General features: G+C 60.0%; 19 protein-coding genes and 1 pseudogene. 5 read left to right on the top strand and 15 right to left on the bottom strand.

Annotated elements, in window-relative coordinates; all coding sequences use genetic code 11:
* Positions 1-179: 179 nt before the first annotated feature.
* The 13 genes and pseudogenes from tnpC to A5906_RS07970 all read right to left on the bottom strand — a co-directional run bounded on the left by tnpC (position 180) and on the right by A5906_RS07970 (position 10,535).
* Positions 180-1,658, bottom strand: coding sequence for an IS66 family transposase (gene tnpC, locus A5906_RS08030; RefSeq protein ID WP_080135222.1), 1,479 nt, complete (start codon positions 1,656-1,658; stop codon positions 180-182).
* Between the two features lie 122 nt (positions 1,659-1,780).
* Positions 1,781-2,137 carry an IS66 family insertion sequence element accessory protein TnpB gene (tnpB, locus tag A5906_RS08025; RefSeq protein ID WP_041960907.1) on the bottom strand — a complete coding sequence of 119 codons (357 nt, stop codon included), beginning with the start codon at positions 2,135-2,137 and terminating at the stop codon, positions 1,781-1,783.
* On the bottom strand, positions 2,134-2,562 hold the full coding sequence (gene tnpA / locus A5906_RS08020; protein ID WP_080134689.1) for an IS66-like element accessory protein TnpA: 429 nt from the start codon (positions 2,560-2,562) through the stop codon (positions 2,134-2,136). The genes tnpB and tnpA overlap by 4 nt, the downstream gene beginning before the upstream one ends.
* Positions 2,563-3,243: 681 nt before the next feature.
* Positions 3,244-3,687, bottom strand: coding sequence for a hypothetical protein (locus A5906_RS44085; RefSeq protein ID WP_245326636.1), 444 nt, complete (start codon positions 3,685-3,687; stop codon positions 3,244-3,246).
* Between the two features lie 1,085 nt (positions 3,688-4,772).
* Complete coding sequence (locus A5906_RS08005) at positions 4,773-5,600, bottom strand: patatin-like phospholipase family protein (RefSeq protein ID WP_245326635.1); 828 nt, start codon at positions 5,598-5,600, stop codon at positions 4,773-4,775.
* A gap of 17 nt (positions 5,601-5,617) precedes the next feature.
* On the bottom strand, positions 5,618-5,881 hold the full coding sequence (locus tag A5906_RS46145; protein ID WP_347337594.1) for a patatin-like phospholipase family protein: 264 nt from the start codon (positions 5,879-5,881) through the stop codon (positions 5,618-5,620).
* Between the two features lie 69 nt (positions 5,882-5,950).
* Positions 5,951-6,184 (bottom strand): DUF3551 domain-containing protein, encoded by a 234-nt coding sequence (locus tag A5906_RS08000; RefSeq protein ID WP_080134688.1) that lies wholly within the window; start codon positions 6,182-6,184, stop codon positions 5,951-5,953.
* Positions 6,185-6,250: 66 nt separating this feature from the next.
* Positions 6,251-7,291, bottom strand: a pseudogene (dinB, locus tag A5906_RS46140) (DNA polymerase IV).
* Between the two features lie 175 nt (positions 7,292-7,466).
* Complete coding sequence (locus tag A5906_RS46335) at positions 7,467-7,685, bottom strand: hypothetical protein (protein ID WP_080134687.1); 219 nt, start codon at positions 7,683-7,685, stop codon at positions 7,467-7,469.
* Positions 7,686-8,623: 938 nt separating this feature from the next.
* A complete protein-coding gene (locus tag A5906_RS07985; RefSeq protein WP_080135221.1) occupies positions 8,624-8,860 on the bottom strand; it encodes a DUF2188 domain-containing protein in 237 nt (78 codons plus the stop codon).
* Positions 8,861-9,022: 162 nt separating this feature from the next.
* Positions 9,023-9,442 (bottom strand): hypothetical protein, encoded by a 420-nt coding sequence (locus tag A5906_RS07980; protein WP_080134686.1) that lies wholly within the window; start codon positions 9,440-9,442, stop codon positions 9,023-9,025.
* 317 nt (positions 9,443-9,759) lie between these two features.
* A complete protein-coding gene (locus A5906_RS07975; RefSeq protein WP_136615048.1) occupies positions 9,760-10,314 on the bottom strand; it encodes a hypothetical protein in 555 nt (184 codons plus the stop codon).
* A gap of 44 nt (positions 10,315-10,358) precedes the next feature.
* Positions 10,359-10,535: a ribbon-helix-helix domain-containing protein gene (locus tag A5906_RS07970; RefSeq protein WP_080134684.1), complete on the bottom strand. Its 177-nt coding sequence runs from the start codon at positions 10,533-10,535 to the stop codon at positions 10,359-10,361.
* A gap of 256 nt (positions 10,536-10,791) precedes the next feature.
* Here A5906_RS07970 and A5906_RS42485 point away from each other — a divergent pair, with 256 nt between their 5' ends.
* From A5906_RS42485 to A5906_RS07960, 3 genes are all read left to right on the top strand, one after another.
* Positions 10,792-10,947 carry a hypothetical protein gene (locus A5906_RS42485; RefSeq protein WP_161495376.1) on the top strand — a complete coding sequence of 52 codons (156 nt, stop codon included), beginning with the start codon at positions 10,792-10,794 and terminating at the stop codon, positions 10,945-10,947.
* 258 nt (positions 10,948-11,205) lie between these two features.
* Complete coding sequence (locus tag A5906_RS07965; RefSeq protein ID WP_080134683.1) at positions 11,206-11,409, top strand: hypothetical protein; 204 nt, start codon at positions 11,206-11,208, stop codon at positions 11,407-11,409.
* Positions 11,396-12,469, top strand: a complete 1,074-nt coding sequence (locus A5906_RS07960; protein WP_080134682.1) for a tyrosine-type recombinase/integrase — start codon at positions 11,396-11,398, stop codon at positions 12,467-12,469. Before A5906_RS07965 ends, A5906_RS07960 begins: the two co-directional genes overlap by 14 nt.
* A gap of 163 nt (positions 12,470-12,632) precedes the next feature.
* Here the strand turns inward: A5906_RS07960 and A5906_RS41170 are convergent, their stop codons facing one another.
* On the bottom strand, positions 12,633-12,968 hold the full coding sequence (locus A5906_RS41170; protein ID WP_136615047.1) for a hypothetical protein: 336 nt from the start codon (positions 12,966-12,968) through the stop codon (positions 12,633-12,635).
* Positions 12,965-13,144 (bottom strand): hypothetical protein, encoded by a 180-nt coding sequence (locus A5906_RS42900; protein ID WP_080134681.1) that lies wholly within the window; start codon positions 13,142-13,144, stop codon positions 12,965-12,967. Before A5906_RS42900 ends, A5906_RS41170 begins: the two co-directional genes overlap by 4 nt.
* Before the next feature lie 188 nt (positions 13,145-13,332).
* On the opposite strand from A5906_RS42900, the gene A5906_RS07950 reads away from it, so the two are divergent.
* Both A5906_RS07950 and A5906_RS07945 read left to right on the top strand, forming a co-directional pair.
* A complete protein-coding gene (locus A5906_RS07950; RefSeq protein ID WP_080134680.1) occupies positions 13,333-13,866 on the top strand; it encodes a hypothetical protein in 534 nt (177 codons plus the stop codon).
* Positions 13,867-14,389: 523 nt separating this feature from the next.
* Positions 14,390-14,596 (top strand): hypothetical protein, encoded by a 207-nt coding sequence (locus A5906_RS07945; RefSeq protein ID WP_080134679.1) that lies wholly within the window; start codon positions 14,390-14,392, stop codon positions 14,594-14,596.
* Positions 14,597-14,779 lie beyond the last annotated feature (183 nt).

The following is a 14,779-nucleotide window of genomic DNA, read 5'->3' as shown; positions in this document are numbered from 1 at the left end:
GGCGTCTGACGCGCGACCCTTCTGCTTTCATAAACTTCAATAATGCATTTCAAGATTGAGGATTTCTTACCCGCGGGGAAGATCTGGCAATTATCAATCAGCGGAAGGCGCACGACGGTTCGAACGCTGCCGGGCTCGAAATAAAAGTCCCGGCAGCGTTTCATTCGTAAGCGTCGTTCTCAGGCCACGGCTTTGAGGTCGTGACGGCAATAGGCCCACGGAAGCAGCTGATCGATGTCGCTGTTTGGATGGCCGTTGACGATCCTGGTGAGGGCGTCGGTCAGATAAGCGAGTGGATCGACGTCGTTCAGCTTACAGGTTTCGACCAGGGAGGCGATGATGGCCCAATGCTCGGCGCCGCCGTCGGAACCTGCGAACAGCGCATTCTTCCGGTTCAGCGTGATCGGACGGATCGAGCGCTCGACGGCGTTGTTGTCGAGCTCGACACGGCCATCATTGATGAAGCGCGTCAGGCCCTCCCAGCGTGAGAGCGCATAGCGGATGGCGTCGGCCAACTTGCCCTTTTGGCTGATCAGCGCGAGCTTCGCGCGGAGCCACCGTTCGAAGGCTTCTGCCAGCGGCCGGCTCTTCTGCTGCCGGACGAGGCGGCGCTCCTCGGCGCTGCGGCCACGGATGTCCTTCTCGATCGCGTAGAACTCGGCGATGTGCTGAAGCGCCTCGTTTGCGATGGGCGCGGGACCGGGTGTGGCAAGTTCGTAGAAGTTACGCCGCATATGCGACCAACAGAATGCGAGCTGAACCTCGCCACGCTCGGCGAGCTTGCCATAGCCGGCATAGCCATCGACCTGCAGGATCCCCTTGAAGCCTGCAAGATGGGCGATCGGTCGGTCGGCTTTGCGATCCGGCGCATAGACATAGGCGACGCACGGCGGATCAGCGCCGCCCCATGGCCGGTCGTCCGCCGCATAGGCCCAGAGCTGACCGGTCTTGGTGCGCCCGCGGCCGGGATCGAGCACCGGCATCGTCGTCTCGTCGGCGAACAGCTTTGGCCGTTGCCTGAGCTTGCCAAGGACGCGTTCATGCAACGGACGCAGGTGGAAGGCTGCCTGCCCCACCCAGTCCGCCAGCGTCGAACGATCGAGCTCAATGCCCTGGCGAGCGTAAATCTGGGCCTGCCGGTAGAGCGGCAGGTGATCGGCATATTTGGAGACCAGGACCTGGGCGACGGTGGCTTCAGTCGGCAGTCCGCCCTCGATCAGCCGGGCGGGGGCCGGCGCCTGCATGATGCCGTCCTCGCAAGCCCGGCAGGCGTATTTGGGACGCCGGGTCACGAGGATCCGGAACTGCGCTGGGACCAGGTCCAGCCGCTCGCTTCGATCCTCGCCGATCCGGTGCAACTCGCCCTGGCAGCAGGGACAGGTCTTGTCCTCGATGTCGACGACGACCTCGATCCGCGGCAGGTGCGTCGGCAAGGCACCACGGTTGCCGCGGCGCTTGCGAGCCCGCGCCTCACGGCCTTCAGGCGTGCTCACGTCCTGTGCCGTCTCGCTGTACGCTGCGACCTGCTCGACGTCTTCGAGGCCCAGCAGCATTTGATCTTCAGGCAGCGTCTCTGCCCGCCGGCCAAATCGATGCCGCTGCAATTCCTTGATGATCTGACGCAGCCGTTCGCTCTCGCAACGTTCGGCAAGCAGCATCGCTTTCAGCGTCTCGGGATCGTCAGGCAGGGCCTCGCTCACACCCAATTCAGAGCATATTCGCCGCCATCTGGCGACGCGTCCGACGCTCCTGATTCACTTCGCCGCAGCGCCGCCAACAACTATCCCGCTTGTGTTGGCGCCGGCGTCTCCCGTGCTTCATGCACAAGCCGCCAGTCGAGCCCCTCCAGCAGCGCCGACAATTGCGCCGCCGACAGACGCATCACACCGTCCTCGATCTTCGGCCAGCGGAAGATTCCATCCTCGAGCCTCTTGGCGAACAGACACAAACCCGTTCCGTCCCAGAACACCAGCTTGATCCGATCCGCCCGCTTGGCCCTGAACACATAGACAGCTCCCGAGAATGGGTCAGCCCCCATGCTCTCGCGCACCAGGGTCGCAAGCCCCTCCATTCCCTTGCGGAAGTCTACCGGTTTGGTCGCCACCATCACCCGGACCGCACCCGACGGACCGATCACCGGCTCGCCTTCAGCGCCTGGACGATCGACGCAATCATCGCCGTGTCCGCACCACGACCGGCCCGGATCGTGATGCCGTCGACTTCGATCTCGATGATCCCGCTATCTGCCTTGCGCACCGCTCTGCGCTCCCGGTGAGCGGTCGGCACCGGCACCACGGCGTCCACCACCGCCGGCACAAACTGCACTTCGTCCGCTTCGGAATGACCGCCAACGGCTTCTCGCAACTGACGCCGCCAGCCAAACAGCTGCTGCGGCGACAATCCATGCCGTCGAGCCACGGAACACACCGAGTCGCCACTCGCCACGATCTCCGCGACGATCCGCGCCTTGTCCTCGTCGCTCCACTTCCGCCGACGGCCGGCTCCGGTGAAGACCTCAAGCCGTCGCACCGGCTCCGTGATAGCAGTATGCACTGTGTCCATTCTAAGCCTAACGGTCGAACCGAACCGCAGACTCGCAGATCACCCCGTCATCGGGTAGGTGGCCGCTGAACAGCGCTTACTTTCATTCCCGGACTGAGCACTGAAATCCCAGTCAGCCTAGCTTTGACAATGGCCATGCCACAGGTTTTTGAGGAGACGCAAAACGGCCTCAAGCTTTTTCCGGGGCTGGCTCGGATGCTGAGGCCGTTCGGCGCAGCCCGCAACCGGGCTCCCGTTGCATAATTTCCTACGCGGCCGGATCCGCAAGGATACTTGGACTGACTGTACACTATTGGCTGGCGGCAACGCGGCAAACGAATCCCAGGGACGTGGGATCGAATGAAAAAAGCCCCAACTCACCAAGGACAAGTGAGCTGGGGCACAAGTCACCTTCTGGCCCACGCATCACAAACATGGGCCCAACGGGAAAACTCGGCAAATTTATCGCCGTTCCGCTAGCGAAGAGATAGCCCCGGAGGCGTTGGCCGATGCCGGAGTCTAGCTCAGGTGTCGCCGGTCCGACTTACGGCGGTGGCTCAGTGCCGCCAGCCATCCTGGTCTAGCTCGACCCGGAAGCCCTCGGGCATGCGCGATGTCTCGCCATCGGCCGGGACGTTGCAGACCGGGCAGGGCGCGCCGGCGCCACCGCAGCTGCAGGCCTGCGGACCTTCCCAGGGACGATCAGGATGGTTCTCGCAGACACAACCGGTATCGGCGACAGGTGGTGCATTTCATCGTGGCCTCGAAGCGAGAGGGGTGTCGGCCCCGACTGGGGTTTCGACGCAAATAGGCCGGGGCCGATCCGCCAGCTCGGATGGAAGCCAGCCGGAACCAACGGCGGCGGGAACTCTCAGTTCCTACTGTCCCAATAGAACTTGGCCCGGCGGCATCGGCTTCACATCGGTGCCGCTTTCGTACATCCAAAGCCAGCCGCGTCCGATGCGCAAAGTTGATGCCGGCGCCAAACTCCAGATGGCCGCGGCTGTCTTTCAAGAGGGCCACGAATTGCGCGTTGATCCGCTCGATGTAGATCCGGCCGTCCTGCACGGCCGGCGTGGCGGCGGCGATCTCCACCAGCTTGCGCGCGGCGGTTTCCGGGTCGGCGAAGGCACGTTCATCGGTCAAGTTCAACTCAGCGCTCCTCTCCGCACTAGCGGCACAAGCTGGCCGGCGAGAACCTATTCAGAGTCGCCTGCTGAGCCAACAAGGATGTCATACGCTCGCTCGGCCTGCTCCCGCGTCAAACTCGCTGCCAAGTCGCTGCCGATCAGTGCCGGACCCCGGCGCTCTCGATCGTAAACCATCCAACCCACGCCCCCCATGCGAATGAGAAATCTGTTCGCTGGCCGCGCGCTTTCACTCACCATCGCCTCTCAATCACCTGCGGAGGTGGCGAGTACGCCGCTCATGTCCCGGCTGCATTTGCCTATCTGAATCAGATGGGGAAAAATAGGCAACGGACTGTGCGAAAGCGAACAGAGTGGCCGTTCGCCTGTCGGTAGGCTCGCCTCTGCTTGGTGCAACCGAGACCAAGCGCAGCGGCCCCGGCTTACCCCCAAAATGGCATGCCGGCCGGGGCCGACTCGCTGATCTCATGCTAGCGGCCGCTGTAGTGGCCCATAATCGCACGCCGCGGATCACCCCGCTCAACGTCCGGCCGAACGTCGGCGCTGCGTGATCCGCAGCCTTAGCAGACGAACCGCGGCTTGAGGTCGGACAGCCGCATTTCGTCCGGCCAGCGTTCCGCATCCAGCGCAACGTGGTGGCCGCAATGGCAGTAGACCAGGATGCACCGCAAGCCCATCTCGCGCTCTGGCCGAACGTGATCTTGCGCGGCCGGCCGTCGGCGTGGGTTGGGGTGTGGCGTCGTATAGGGCGAGGCATTCGCCCAACGATGCCGATGGTCGCGCAGAGTCAAAATTATCAATCCCTTGGGCCGCGGGACGCGCGCGGGCTACTGCTCGTCGTGGGTGTGGAAAGCCAGATCACAGAGGACGCGCAAGCGACAGCGGCTGGCGGCTCATGCCCGTCGGCTGTGGCGGTGACGAACACCGCCCGAGATCCCGGCGCGCCATCGTTGCTTGCGCTGTAAGGTCGATGTCAGCTTGCCGTGTGATCCTACGCGATGTTGATTCCCTGGGGATAGGCGACTCCGGCCCTCACCCCGCCAGTTATCGAAGGCATGACACTGCACTACGTCCAGCGAGTCTTTACGTTGATGGGCATATGGGCCGGGTTCGGGCTGATGCTCTGGCTCCTTGCAACGATGTGGCCCACTTTGCTTGCCCTCGGCAATTGACCCCCGCTGCAGAGCGGCTTGATCTTTGGTGTGGCGTAATTTCACGAGCGCCGCCGCACGCTGCAAATTCCGTTGCCGGCGGGAGTGAGGCTCGCGGCATGGAGCATGTCCAGAAAGCCGGCTCGCCATCGTTGCGCATGGCGGATTCCGACAGGTCGAAGGATTTTTCGGGACCAGCTTCTTCGAGGCCCGGCCGGTAGCTCAGGAGATAGACCCTGTCGTCGTGCGCTAGGCCCTTCAATTCGGCGCGTAGTCGGCGGGCTTCGAGGGCGTGGCCAAGTCGCTGAAAGGTCTGGTTGCCGAAAGTCAGGTCGCTCTTTCGTTCGGCCGCGGCCTCGATGCCGTCCGGAACTTTACCGTCGCGCGCAAAGAGATCGATCACATAGAGGCGGAGCGAGGCCGCGCTTTCGAGAACCGGGTCAAATGGCGCGTTCAGCGAGAATCCGCCATCTCCGAGCCACCTGCCGGCGATCTGAACCGGCGCGAACTCGGGGAGAAAGCCGCAGCTCGCCAGGATGTGGTCCATGTCGATCCGGTCCGACGCGGAGTCGAAGAGCACGGCGTCGCCGCTTTCGACGTCGGTGGCACAAAGGGTAATCCGCGGATCTCCGTCGTTGAGACGGCCGAAATCGATCAATTGCCTGAGGCGTTCGCGCGTTGGACCGAGGTCGTAAAAGCCGCCGAAGCGCGAGATCGAAATCGGCAAGCGGGGATGAAAGAAGCCGGCATGGCCGAACAAGCGGGTATTGATCGCGCTCAGCCAGGCGCAGGATGGCGGCTGACATCTGGCGCTGCAGACGCACTGCCTGATCCCCGCCAATAGCTTCGGAGAGTCCCGATGCGATCGGCGCTTGCGCTTCCCGCGATCAGCGCAGCCGTGATCGCGCCCGCCGACGAGCCTGCCAACCAGTCGATCGAAGGCGAGGCAGGTATTAGGGCTTCGAATGCGCCGCCATGATAGCCGCCGAGCCCGAGGCCGCCAGAGAAGACGACTGCGGTAAGGGATCGATCAGCTGCCATGTCGCTGTTCGGCCGAACCCGACGTTAAGCCAAAGCAGGATACAGTCTTGGCTCTGGAAGCCAGGTTGATCACCGATATCCGCTGTAGCGGCGTGCGTAAGGGTAGCGAGGATTGATGCCGCAATAGGCGTTCGTTCCCCATGCGCTTGCCATGCACTGGGCGTAGCTGGCGAACTGGCAGTTGCCGGGATAGCCCCAGATCCGGCCCTGTAGGCAGTAGCGATCCTGCGCCACGGCAGCCGTCGAGGAGGCGAAGCCGGTCACGATCGCAGCGGCGGCAGCGATAAACAAACGATGTTTCATCCAAATCTCCGAGAATGAACGTCGCTCGCGTGGCGGGTGTTCCAAACTGCGGAGGGCTGAGTGCTGTTAGATTGGCAGGTGAAGCTGAGGCTCCGCCGCGTCGCCCGACAGCAAGGACGACAACGAGACGCCCAGTACGCGCACCCGCTTTGGCATCGGCATCTCGGCCTTGAGCAGCCCTGTCGCGATGCGTTCAAGATCGACCCGGCTCGAGACCGGAGTATCAACCGAGCGACTTCTTGTGACGATTTCAAAATCGGCGAACTTGATCTTGAGGGTCACGGTACGACCTCGGTTGCCAGCTTGGCAGTGGTGCCACACCTTATCGATTAGTGGCTGAAGCGCCGCGGCCATGATGTCGAACTCGCTCAGGTCCGACGGGAAAGTGTTTTCTGCGCCGACCGATTTTCGGATCCGGTTGGCTCGCACGGGCCGCTCGTCCACGCCGCGCGAGATCCAATAGTAATAGGCGCCTGCCTTACCAAAGTTCGCACTCAAGAATGCATGGTCTGCTTGCGTAGATCCAAACCGGTGAAGATGCCGAGCGCATTCATCTTCGCGCTCGTCGCGGGCCCGATGCCGTGGAATTTGCCAACCGGCAGCGTCTCGACGCAGACCGGGCCCATTTCTGGTGAGATGACGAACTGTCCGTTCCGCTTGCGGTGGTCGAGATGCCGGCCGAAGCGTTGAGGTCGGTCTCGGCCTTGATCTTCTCGCGGAGGCGTAGAGCGATGTCTCTCGCGAACGGAATGCCTTGCAGGTTCTCGGTCACGTCGAGAGATAGCGGCTCGATGATCGGCGGGTGTTCGGCGAAGATCTTGCGGATCTGCCGGCTGATCGCCTTGTAGACCTCAAAGCGCGGCTTGACGAAGATCAGATCAGGACACTGGCGTTTGGCTGTCACCGAGGGCATTGCTGAGCGCACGCCAAACTTACGTGCCTCATAGCTCGCTGCGGCGACCACGCCGCGCTGGCCGAGCCACCGACCGCGACCGGTTTGCCCCGCAAATCCGAATTGTCGCGCTGCTCCACGGACGCATAGAATGCATCCATGTCGATATGGATGATTTTGCGCAACGGTGCGGGCGCGGGATCGGTTGAGATCATCCCTGGGTTATAGATCGTTGCGAACATCCCGTCTTTATTTCGGCAATCTCCGGCCGGGCGCTCCGCGGCAGGAATCACCAACTCGGTCGGTGACGTTCGCGGTCGGTTCTCCCATGGAAAATACTTTCCCCGAATAGGAAAAACCTTCCGCGAACGTTAGAAACGAAGAGGGACTCTAGCGAACGTGCCAGAGCGGCATGCCAAGCGTTCTGGCTTTCTGACGCAGGGACGCCTCGGTTCGCTTCATAGCTTTAGCGATCTTCGCGACCGGGGTCCGTGCCCTTGAATGGGCGCGCAACTGTTTGATGTCCGCCGCTGTGTACTCGCGTCGGACGCGCTTCTTCACTTTTTTGGACGTAACGGCTCCATTCCCGAAAACTCCGCTTCCAGTAATCGGAGAAGTGGGCGCCGCAATGACGAGGAAATCTATTGTAGCAACGACAAGCGTCAGCCACCGGCCTTGCCGACGGCGCGGAGAGCCTCAGCGGCTCGGTAGCCGATCCACTATACTAGACAACACTTTTCGTGGTAGCCCGATGGCAGAGAGCCTCCACGTCGAGCCTTCGAAGTGCATGCTAACACTCCCGGCGTCCTGACTCTCGCCAAGCCTTACGCTAAACTCTACCGGCTTGCCGAGCCGTTGGACGCTCATCACCATCGGTGCCAAACCAACTCGCCCTGCCAGTCGATATGCCAGATCAATCCAGGCACCATGCTCGCCTGGATATTTCGTGGTGGCGAGTTGGAATGCACTCTCAACGAGTGCTGTTACAGAGGGAGGCATCGACATAGATCCTCATTCCTTTCAGGGTCACGCCTCAAGGGCCAAGGCATACGAGTCAGTTATTTGGCTTCGGCTAAATATCCTTCGGCGGTGTCGGCGCAGGGTCTTGTCGTGTGAAGCTATCAATCAGACGAGACAATGGGCTCGAGGAGGTTTGCACGGCCGGCGTCGGAGGCGCGCGATGCGCTGCATCAATGTCCAGGAGATCGCGGGCTGTCTCAGGTTTGCCGTCGACCCGTCTCCATCGACCGCGTCCCCAGAACCACAACTCGCCCTCGAAACGATAAACTTTGAGCGTTGCTGCAGATGCGACGCCTGGATCCGGGGCGCACGTTCGCACCAGAATGGCATCGCGATCGAACTTTCTCTCGAACTCAATCTCCTCTGCTGTCGGCACTCGTCTATTCAAATAGGCGAGGAGGCCAAGTGCAAGGACAGCCACTGCGATAACAATTGCTCCGAGGGGGCGCATAATCCTACCAGATTCTTGAAAAATTCAGCGTAACGCCCAGAGCGCTGCTCTCCGTGGAGAACAGTACCCGTGTCGCTCACCCTTTGATATTGCGAGGATCCGCGCCGTAGGTGCGCTCTTCGCGAATCTGACCATTGCTCTTGTGGAGCACGGCTTGACCGAGGCCGCCGTTGTCTTGAGCACGATGGCCGGCCTTGATCGCCGCGGACTCTGAAGCCGCCTGCGTCCGGTGATTGGAAATCACCTTGCCGCTTTGCTCCACAGCCCATCCATCGCCTTTGGGTACCGAATGAAAGACTTGTCGCTTCGACATTTCGATTGCTCCAATCATTGAAGGGAATTGGCGATCCGCTTCAGTTTGCGGATTGCATCGTCAAGCTCGTTTCGCGCGCGGTGCAGATCCTCATTCCGGATTGCCCGCTCGCAGTCGTCGAGCTCTCGCCGCAGCAGTTGGCGGATCTCGTAGGCGGCTTGTTCAGGTGACATGGCTACTCCTTAGGCCGGAGGCCATGCGCAACAAAGATGCACGGCCTCCGTCCTGCAGTTGCGCGGCTGACGTCGTGTTGATGGTGTCGGCGTTGGTCGCGAGCGCCGTCGCGGTGGCATTGGTGAAGAGCTTGTCGCAATGCGTCAGCATCGATTCGATGAAGCGACCGTGCAGAACAGCGTAATCGGCTGCCTTAGTCCGCAGCGTGTTGTTCTTGATGAAGTTCATCGTGAGCTGCCCGGTGTAGAGTGTGGGCCGCAGCCAACCGCGACCGCGCCACTGTTCGGGCGAGTGATAGAAGTCGCCGTCTTTGTCGTAAGCCCAGGTAACTACATGGCCTTCGTCGATTGCTTTCTTGAAGGCCTTGAGGAGTCCGGGCGGATTAGTCGTTTCGAAGTTGATGGCCAAGTTCGTCGTCCTTTGATGAATTGGACGACAGGAACGAAGTGGCCACTTGACAATTACAGTCTAACCAATAGTTACTGTGCACGTGATCACAACTCCCTGCCGTCCAGGTGGGGTTTTGGCCCGGTAGGCGTGTCACCGCCTTCCGGGCCGCTTCATGTCCGGCTGAGGACATCCCGTGAACGTGGGAACTTCTCGTAAAAATTGCAAGGCTGGGATAACTTAATTTTAACACTTGCGCGCGCGAGTTGTGCTGCCGCAGTGGTTCTGTGATTCGCTGCGCGTGCGGCGCGCCGGATGACCGATTAACGATGCCGCCCTTACCACCTGGTGTCGTCCCCGGAATCGATCTCTCTCTGAGACTTGAAGGCCTCTTTGCGCAGCCGTTCGAGGTCTTCCTCTGCGTGGCGCATTTTCAGCCCAACCCGCTCACCAGCCATGTCAGCTAGATATCGCGCTCGCAGCGAGAGCAGCGCGAAGAAGCCAAGCATCTTCTCATTCACCTCCTCGGTATCGAGAAAGTCGAGGGCTCCCATAACCCAACTTTCCGCCCTCTGTTTCGTGAGCTCGAGCTTGATGGCGCGCTCGGTTATTCGTTCGCCGAGACGCGCCGCTGACGAATGTATCCCTGGCGGAAACGGAATCCCGCCCATTGATTCATCGTTGCCAGCTTGACCGTCGCTCGACATGTGCAGGCTGAGTTTGCTTTTGCGATCCTCACACTCAGCAGCGAATCTCATCAGCAACGGAATAAGCTCAGCCGCAGCGGCTCGTTCATCATCTGCAATCTTCTTGGTGAATTGCTTCCGGGTCTCGGCACTTCCCCAGCGCGCAGACAGGAAGGACGCCCCAATCGTGACGGCGAAGCCTATCATCTGGGCGACCGGAATTCCGAATAGCGAAGCGCCTCCGTCCGCCATTAGAGCACCGTCGCGCGCGGCTTCGGCCCCTTCAAATAGCCGTTCTTTTTCAGGTAATCGACGAGGATCTTTTCGACCAACGATGCGACGCTGCGGCTGTCCGCCTCCGCCGCCTTTTCCACGGCCGCCTTCACGTCGTCAGGCACTCGGACTGAGATTGCCGCTGTTTTGGCCATCGAAATTCCCTTGACGCTCGAATCTGTTTGAATCAATCTGCACCTAGTTGCACACAATTGCAATCATGCAGATTGGGGGAAGATGATGAGCGCGCGCGAGCACTGGACGACAGCAGAGAAAATCTTGAAGGCATGCGAGCACATGGTTCCCTGCGGATGTGGCGATCGACGCTCATCGGCTTGCCTCGTCTGCTCATTCGCTTAGGCCTTCAGTTCGGACCGCAACGGTTCGGGTTTCACCCTCTGTGCGGTGGTCATGTCCGTGCCGAAGACGATGACAGAAGCGGGTAAGCGGCTGGAATATCTGTCCGAATTGCCTTTCGATGCCTGGAGATTGATCACGGGCATCTCGGTCGGCTCGGAGGAGTACCGGGATTGGGCTATCGCCGATGCCGCGGCAGCGCTTCGTTAGCTGGGACGCTTAGCTGTCCTGGACGACCTCCCGGGGCCGTCCCGCACAGGGAGTAGCAAGGCCAACCAACTGTCGGTATTTGCCTTTCTCCCGTCCGTAACACAGCCGCGAACAAGGCCCGAGCAAGTCCACTGTCAAGTCCGCCAACGCCCCGAAACCCGTTGATGACCGCTTTGTACCCATCTTTTTCGGCCCCGGAGATGCTCCTCCACGCCCTAAACTCAATCAGACCCATTGGGGGATCTTTGAGAGCGCAAGATGGCACCGCGGCAGGCAGCGACGACGCAGTTGGGTTTGGAGCGAGCCTTGAAGGCAGCGAGCAAGGCCGGCCTGAAGGCCGAGAAACTGGAATTAACGTCCGATGGGGCGGTGATCCACTTCGCGAGCGGAGACCGATCCGAGGTGAAGCCGCCGTCGCCGCCCCCCGACCCCGATCACAACGAATGGGATGACGTCAAATGAAGTGGAAGCTGCCGCCGGGGGGCACGGCTATGAGACCCAGCACGGCAAGCCTGTCTTCTACCTGAGACGGCCAGGCCTCCCGAAGGCTCGGCTGCACGGCTTTCCAGGCTCGCCGGAGTTCCTGGCCGAATACGAGGCCGCGAAGGCGACGCTGCCTGAGACCGTCAATGCAGGCTTGGTGAGCTATTACCAATCGACGGCATTCACGACAGGGCTCGCAAAGTCGACTCAGCAGCAGCGCCGCGCGATTCTCGAGCGCTTTCGAGAGGACCATGGTGACAAACGCGTCGCGCTGCTGCACTCGATGGCCTTGCAGAACATCATCAACAAGAAGACACCCAACGCGCAGCGCAGTTTCAAAAAGGCAAGGCGTGGCTTCATCGATCACTGCCTCTCCCTCGGCATGATCAAAGTGGATCCGCTGCCCGGGTTGAAGTTCGCGAGGACGAAGAAGACGGGCGGTTTCCACACCTGGACCGAAGACGAGGTTCGGCAATACAAGGAGCGCCATCCTCCGGGCACCAAGGCGAGGCTGGCGCTCGGGCTTCTGCTCAACACCGGACACGCGCGCAGCGACGTCACTCGGATGGGGCGCCAACACGTCAAGAACGGGTGGCTCTCGATGCGGCGCCAGAAGACAAACGTGGCGTTCGATATCCCATTGCTGCCCGATCTAGTCGCTGAGATCGGCCGGCACGAACAGACCGATCAATTGGCGTTTCTCACGACGGAAGCTGGAGACCCATTCGCAGCTGCGGGATTCGGGAATTGGTTCGCGGATCGCTGCAGAGAGGCCGGCGTTCCGGGTCGAGCTCACGGCCTTCGGAAAGCCGCCGCTGTTCATCACGCTCTCAACGACGCGACGGCGCCGCAACTCATGGCTTGGTTCGGCTGGAGGACGATAGGCGAAGCACAGCGTTACATTGAGGAGGCAAATCGGATAAAGCTCGCAGAGAGCGCCGGTGCAAAGATCATATCGGCAACACCTGTTGGCTCACCTCCGAACCCGGTGAGCCAAAATGACCAGCAAGCCATTAATAGAACTGGAGCAGGGAAATGAAGTGGTGATCCCGGCAGGATTCGAACCTGCAACCAGACCGTTATGAGCGACCAAGCCCGCAGGTTCAAAAATGTCAATGAAATTGAATACTTAAAAAGCCAATTCTTTTGCGCGAATGCAAAATTATGAACGCCCGTTTGCATTCATTCACGCTTGTCTGCGTTCATTCTGCAAACCCAAGACGATCTCGATTTGCCGCCGGACATGAGTTGAAAATCCAAAAAAATCCAGATCCTGTCCTGAAAGCCAATTTCGCGCGTCGACTATCCCCTTCTTGGACGGAATGTGCCTCGTCGATTACAGGGTGATGATTGATATTTTTGCTGGCGAGCATTGACTGAAGAGACTTGGTGGCTTTTTCGAGCTCTGCCTCAAGCTGTTTTGCAAAGAAGGTTTCGATGTTACCAGGATCTACGGTCGCGAGTTTCGAGAACTCCGCGAAGTCGAACCCTATCAGGCACGTAGATGCGTAAAGCTCGTGATCGTAGCTGTCGCTCAATGGGTCGAGATACTCGACAACCGGAAGCGCCGGTCGATAAGCTGATAGCGGCGCTTGCACTGATACCCAATGAGGGGCCGAATCCAAAATGGGAGTTGGCTGATCCAAAGACCGGCGAAGTCGTAGTCCTTGAAGGCTTTGAGCAAGGCTGGAACAAAATCGGCATGGCTTTTCATCGCGCCAGCGGGGTTATCCTCGCGCCCGCAAAGCCTTTCTCAACTGGTGCCGCCAGAATCCGATCAAGCATGAAGAGAGGTATGCGGCCTATAGCTGGGACTGGCGATGGGTAAAGAGTCCGGCAAAGTTTCTTGGAGCCGCGACGATATTCGGCATCGTCCACTATGATCAGCCGAGCTGGAGTACCATGTGGGATGAGGAGCATCTGCCGGACCAACTGAAGTCATGTGCCGCTAATGCGCCAACCGACAATGCATCAGCAGCCGATAAACTGCCGCGCTTTGTCAGATGCAGAGACTTCGTCGCCTATTCGCCGCAACATGATTACATCTACATCCCGTCGCGCCAGCATTGGCCAGCCAGTATCATCAACGAACGACTGAGGCCGCGACCGCTGCTCAACGCTAACGGCAAGGTCAAGCGCGACGCCAAGGGCAAGCGTATCCTTATTGCAGCCAGTAAATGGATTAGTAAGTACAATCCCGTCGATCAGATGACGTGGGCTCCAGGTGAGCCCGAGATGATCAGGGGCGGGATCATTCGGAATGGTGGCTGGACAAAACAGATCGGCGCAAGCTGCTTCAACGAATATCAACCACCGATCATTGTTCACGGCGACCCCGCCGATGTGCAGCCATGGCTTGACCTCATCACCAAGCTCTATCCTGACGCAGTGGACGACATCCTCAATTGGTCGGCGCAGCGCGTGCAGCGACTATGAGAAGATCAATCACGCGTTGGTGCTGGGAGGTTCGCGAGGTATCGGTGCCAGCTTTACTGGTTCGATGATTGCATCCTTGCCGATGCCCGCCAACTCGCTCTGCTCTGGCGCACGATTGGCATCTACAATGGCCCAACAATTGGTCAATGGAAGTTTCAGGAGGTGTAGTGACTATCGAGCAGATAATCGAAACCGGCGGCGGTACTGCGCAAAGCAATGAAATCTGCGAGGGGCTTAGATGACCTGACGCTTACCAGCAATCTGCCAGCGTCCTTGGCTATCTGTCTCTTTCCGAACCGGCACATAACCGCACCGCTCCAGCCGATGTGGGATTACGCGACGATTACTGCGATCTTCAAGATGCGAACAGCCTGTCACCGCCTTTGACGCCGCCGGCCTCTTTGACCAATGCCGAGCGATCTCTGTTCAACCAAATCGTCGCAGAGTCAGCGCAAAACATTTCGCGCCGCATCAGGCCCCGTTACTCGCCAGCTATGTCAGGACCACGCTGCGGCTGCAAAGCATGGCCGCAGACGCGCAACAGGAGCAATTCATCGACCTTGTTCGTCTGCAATTCTCGGTCGCCACACGACTACGCTTGACGCCGCAGAGCCTACTTGAACGCAAGACGGCTTGGAAGCTGGCGGCCGAACGGCCGATCAATCCCGTTGCTGACCTGCTCGACCGGCTGGATGCAGACGACAAGTGGCGAAACGGTGGTGCGCACTGATGCCGATGGAGGAACACGATTATCTGGCGTTGTCGCGCTCGATGCAGGAAGCCCGATTACAGGGTCGTGGTCGCCAGCTTGACTGAAGCATGAGCCGTGGGAAAAGGTTGCGATGTTCGCCGCGAGCTGCTGCCAAAGCAGGACCTTACAGCTTAAGCCATGGGAAGCGGCACCCTGTGACAT

Source organism: Bradyrhizobium sacchari (assembly GCF_002068095.1).
Taxonomy (GTDB): Bacteria; Pseudomonadota; Alphaproteobacteria; order Rhizobiales; family Xanthobacteraceae; genus Bradyrhizobium; species Bradyrhizobium sacchari.
The sequence above is the reverse complement of the archived record's forward strand: the minus strand, read 5'-3'. Positions and strand labels throughout refer to the sequence as shown.